Annotated in this window: 5 protein-coding genes and 1 pseudogene; all 6 read right to left on the bottom strand. The window is 71.6% G+C overall.

The window, feature by feature from the left end; all coding sequences use genetic code 11:
* Positions 1–814: thiamine-phosphate synthase family protein (locus OQF71_RS13885; protein ID WP_280588396.1), on the bottom strand; the 814-nt coding region annotated here is incomplete at its 3' end.
* Complete coding sequence (gene dcd, locus OQF71_RS13880; protein ID WP_280588395.1) at positions 811–1,422, bottom strand: dCTP deaminase; 612 nt, start codon at positions 1,420–1,422, stop codon at positions 811–813. The genes OQF71_RS13885 and dcd, both read right to left, overlap by 4 nt.
* A 60-nt stretch (positions 1,423–1,482) precedes the next feature.
* Positions 1,483–2,100 (bottom strand): NfeD family protein, encoded by a 618-nt coding sequence (locus OQF71_RS13875; protein ID WP_280588394.1) that lies wholly within the window; start codon positions 2,098–2,100, stop codon positions 1,483–1,485.
* Between the two features lie 96 nt (positions 2,101–2,196).
* Positions 2,197–2,496 carry a hypothetical protein gene (locus OQF71_RS13870; RefSeq protein ID WP_280588393.1) on the bottom strand — a complete coding sequence of 100 codons (300 nt, stop codon included), beginning with the start codon at positions 2,494–2,496 and terminating at the stop codon, positions 2,197–2,199.
* Between the two features lie 61 nt (positions 2,497–2,557).
* Positions 2,558–4,315: a pyruvate kinase gene (gene pyk, locus OQF71_RS13865; protein ID WP_280588391.1), complete on the bottom strand. Its 1,758-nt coding sequence runs from the start codon at positions 4,313–4,315 to the stop codon at positions 2,558–2,560.
* A gap of 108 nt (positions 4,316–4,423) precedes the next feature.
* Positions 4,424–4,759, bottom strand: a pseudogene (locus tag OQF71_RS13860) (metal-dependent hydrolase); the annotation flags it as partial.

Raw genomic sequence — 4,759 nt, 5'->3', positions numbered from 1 at the left:
ATAGCTCCGAGCCCTCGGCGGACGAGCGGTCGGCCGCGGCGACCGCGTCGGCGACCGCCCCGCGAGTCGGGCGCTCGGCGTCGAACTCGACCGTCGGATACGACCCCGCGAGCGCCGCGACCGTGTCGGGGTCGTATCGGACGTTCACGGCGCCGCGGGCGGTCGAGCCCGCCTCGCGCGCCGCGAGCAGCACCGTCGCGACGTGCTCGCTCACGCCGAACTCGGGCTCGCCGGGGACCATCGCCCGCCCCTTCACGTCGACGAGGCGCCCGGGGACCGCGGCGACGTCGTCGATCGTCCGCGCGTCGTCGAGGCACTCGGCGACGTTGGCGCCGACGTTCGGGATGAGCGCGGCGAAGCCCGAGGCGTTCGTCAGGGCGCGGAGCCCACGCCGCACCGAGCCGAGGACGCGCTCGCGCTCGCGGAGCCCGCTGTCCGGGTCGTGGACCGAGAACTCCACGTCGGCGTCGGCGAGCGCCGGCATCGCCTCCTCGTGGAGCTCCGCGAGGAGGTCGCCCTCCTCTAACCGCCGGATCAGCACCTCGATCTCGACGAGCGCGGCGACGGGGCTCAGGTCCCCGGCCGCGAGCCCCTCGCCCACTCGCTCCACGAGGTCGCGGACGCGCTCGTCGGCGACGATCCGCTCGTGGCGGGCCACGTCGCCGTGGGCGTATTTCGAGACGGCCGACTGGGAGATTCCCAAGGCGTCGGCGACCTCCCGCTGGGTGAAGCCGCGCTCGCGGAGGTCCTCCGCCAGCATCGAGCGGACCGTGGGGAGGAACTCGTCGACGACGACCTCCTCGATGAACTTCACGGGCGGTCCTCCGTCGTTTCGTCTCTGTTCCCGGCGAACTCCGGGTCGTCGCCGATCCGGGACGCCTGCGGGCCGTCTTGGTCCTGATACTTCGAGCCGCGCTCCGCGCCGTACGGGCGGTCAGCGGGCGACTTCAGCTCGGTAAACGTGAGCTGGGAGACGCGCATCCCCGGCGAGAGCGCGACGGGCGCGGTGCCGAGGTTCGACAGTTCGAGCGTGATCTGGCCCTTGTAACCGGGGTCGCACAAGCCGGCGGTAGCGTGCACGACGATGGCGAGCCGCCCGAGCGACGAGCGCCCCTCGACGTGCGCGACCAGATCGTCCGGGATCTCGACGCGCTCGATCGTCGTCCCGAGCACGAAGTCGCCGGGATGGAGGATGAACTCGTCGCCCTCCGCGACGGTCGTCTCCGTGACGTACTCGCCGACCTCGTCGGCCTCGGTCGGGTGAATACAGGGGATGTTCGTGCGCTGGAACTCCAGGAAGCGCTCGCCGAGCCGCAGGTCGACGCTCGCGGGCTGGACCTGCTGGTCGACGTCGCCGAGCGGCTCGACCACGAGGTCCCCGTCCGCGAGCCGGTCGAGAATGTCCGCGTCAGACAGGATCATGTCGGGAGACGGAGCCCGCTCGGCTTAAAAACTCCCGAATGCGCCGGCGGGGACGGGGAGTCACTCGCGTTCGGTCTCGGTCTCCGCCTCGGCCTCGGCGGACTTGGCCGCCTCCTTTCGGGCGCGGTCGGCCGCGAGCTCTCTGTCGATGTCGTCCTCGACGTACCCCATCGACTCCACGGTGACGACGTTGCCGCCGCCGGGGTCGACGACCATCACCTCCGCCCCCTCCTCGATCGTGCCCTCGATCGAACGCGCGGAGTAGTACGGGTTGAAGCCGCCGCCGGAGAGCTTCACCTCGCCGCCCGAAGTCGTCACCGCCTCGGTGACGGTGCCCGTCTTCCCCTTGAGCGAGTCGCTGTCGCTCGTCTGCTGTCGCCCCTTCCCGCCGTACAGGTCGAACTCGTGGTAGCCGTAGAAGGCGGCCGCGCCGAAGGCGAGCGTCAGAAGCGCCATGACCAGCGTGAGGCCCCCGCCCGCGAGGCCGAGCGACGTCAACAGGAGTCCGCCGAGCCCCGCCCCGATCAGCGCGATACCGACGACGATGAAGTTCGCGCCCGGCGCGAGCGCCTCCGCCATCGAGAGCAGCAGGCCGGCCGTCAACAGCAGGAGGGGAAGCGTGTCCGGTCCGATCAGCCCGGATTGGAGGAGCGATCCGGACCCCAAGAGCAGATCCATGTCCGGACGTACGGCCGCGGCGGTATAAGTGGTGGTACGCGTGCCGAGCCGTCGGCGGCCGAGCGACCGGCGCGGCACCGGAAACTCGGAGGCAGCTCAGAAGCCGAACAGCAGGACGCCGACCGTGATCGCGACGCCGAGCGCGACGAACACGGCGTTCTCGACGTCGATCGATCCGGGCTCTATCGGCTCGTCCTCGGGGGTGCCGCTGTCCTCCGTGATACCGTCCGGTCCGACGTCGTCGACGGCGAACCGCCACTGGCGCTCCTCGTCGCCGTCGGCGTCTCGGGTCTCGTTCGCCCGGCTCCGCGTGTCGCCGACAGCGGCGTCGTCGCCGTGGGTGGCGTCGTCGCCGGCAGCGGCGTTGTCGTCGGCGGCGTCCTCGTCGCTAGACATACCCGTCAGTAGGCGTATCGGGGCTAAATGGCTGGCGGGTACGGTTCGGTGAGAAAACGAGCTACCGCTTGCGTGCCGCCGCGATAACGTCGCCGTCGTAGACGATGCCGCGCTCGCCGTCGAGCGTGACCACGGTCCCGTCGACGACGGTCTCGGGGAGCGTCGCGCCGGAGGTCATCGGAACGCCGAGCTCGCGGGCGACGACCGCGGGGTAGCCGGTCATCCCCTCGCGGGCGTCGACGATCCCCGCGAGCGCGCCGAGGTCGCCCGAGAACTCGCCCTCGAACTCCGACCCGAGCGCGACGATCGATCCTTCGGGGACCTCGCTCAGGTCGCCGTCGTCGACCCGGTAGACGGGCGCGGCGACGCGGCCCGCGACGACCGCCTTCCCCGTCACGAGCGTCTCGGCCGCGACGTGGACCTTCAGCGTGTTGGTCGTGTTCGTCCCCCCGAACTCCGTTAACATCCCGGAGAGCACGACCAGGGTGTCGCCGGACGAGGCGCCGCCGATGTCGAGCGCGGCGTCGACCGCGTTGTCGAGGATCGTCTCCATGTCGTGTGCGTACTCCGTCAGGACGGGGCGGACCCCCCACGAGAGCGCGAGCTGTCGGCGGACCCGGTCGTCCGGGGTCGTCGCGACCACGGGAACGCCCGGCCGGAACATCGCGGTCTTGCGGGCCGTGAAGCCGGACTCCGACACCGAGACCACGGTGGAGGCGCCGATATCGCGGGCGAGGTAGCGCGCCGAGCGCGCCAGCGCCTCGGTCCGGGAGCCCTCCGCGGCGGTCGGGACGCGCTGCTCGCGCGTCTCCGCGTACTCGTCGCTGGACTCGATCTCGCGGACGATGCGGTCCATCGTCTCCACGACGTTGACGGGGTCGTCGCCGATGGCGGTCTCGCCCGAGAGCATCACCGCGTCGGTGCCGTCCAGGACCGCGTTGGCGACGTCGGAGGCCTCCGCGCGAGTCGGCCGGCGCGAGTGGACCATCGAGTCGAGCATCTCCGTCGCGGTGATGACGGGAACGCCCGCGTTGACGCACTTCCGGATGATCCGCTTTTGAACGACGGGCACGTCCTCCAGCGGGCACTCCACCCCGAGGTCGCCGCGCGCGACCATCACGCCGTCCGCGGCGTCGACGATGCCGTCGAGGTTCTCGACCGCGCCGGCCCGCTCGATCTTCGCGACGACGGGGATATCCTCGCCGCCGCGCTCCTCCAGCTCGTCGGCGATCTGGTAGACGTCGTCGGCGTCGCGCACGAAGGAGGCCGCGACGAAGTCCGCGTTCATTCGGACGGCCAGGTCGAGCTCGGCCTCGTCCTCGGGCGTGATCAGGTCGACGTCGATGGCGACGCCCGGAAGGTTGACGCCCTTCCGCGAGCTGAGCTCCCCGCCGGAGACGACGGTGGCGACGACGGACTCGCCGTCGACGCGCTCGACGCGGCACTCGATCCGCCCGTCGTCGAGGAGGACCGTGTCACCCGGGCCGGCGGCCGCGATGGAGTGAGTGAGTCCCACGCGCTCGGGGGTGGCGTCGTCGCCCTCCGCGAACGTCACCTCGGAGTCCGTCGCGAGCGATATCGGCTCGTCGAGCTCCGCGGTGCGGACCTCCGGTCCCTTCAGGTCGACCATCACCGCGAGCGGGTCGTCGACCGCGTCGTCGACCGCGCGGGCCCGCTCGATGACCTTTTCGCGGTGGGCCGTCGTCCCGTGGCTGGCGTTCAGCCGGACGACGGACATCCCCGCGTCGGCGAGGGCGCGAATCGTGTCCCGTTCGTCCGAGGCGGGACCGATCGTACAGACGATCTTGGCGTTACGCATACCGCCGGGTTCGGCGGAGGGACGCAAAAAGGCACACGGTTGAGTCGGGAGCGAGTGAACGTTCGTGAGGATCGCTCGGGCCGCGGTCTCGATCCCGGGGCGGGCGACTCAAGGCGTGAGCGCGATCGATAACGCGAGGGCGGTCACGCCGACGCCGAGGAACATCCGGTTCGCCCGCGGGTTCGCCGCCGGCGTCAGATCGAGCGTGACGTGCCACGTCCGGAGGGGACGGAACGGCCAGATCCCCATCGGCGTGATCGCGTCGCCGGCGAGGTGCGAGCAGAGGGAGAGGACCGTGACGCCGCCGACGAAGGCCGGGGTCCACGACGGGAGCGCGCTCCCGGTCGCGCCGCTCGCGAAGAGGACGGTCCCGCCGCCCGCTGGAAGGGCGAGCGCGGCGGCGGGGGCCGCGGGTGAGCCCGCAGCGGTCGCCGACCGACCCCG

It is taken from the genome of Halorubrum sp. Boch-26 (genome assembly GCF_029889805.1).
GTDB lineage: Archaea > Halobacteriota > Halobacteria > Halobacteriales > Haloferacaceae > Halorubrum.
The sequence above is the reverse complement of the archived record's forward strand: the minus strand, read 5'-3'. Positions and strand labels throughout refer to the sequence as shown.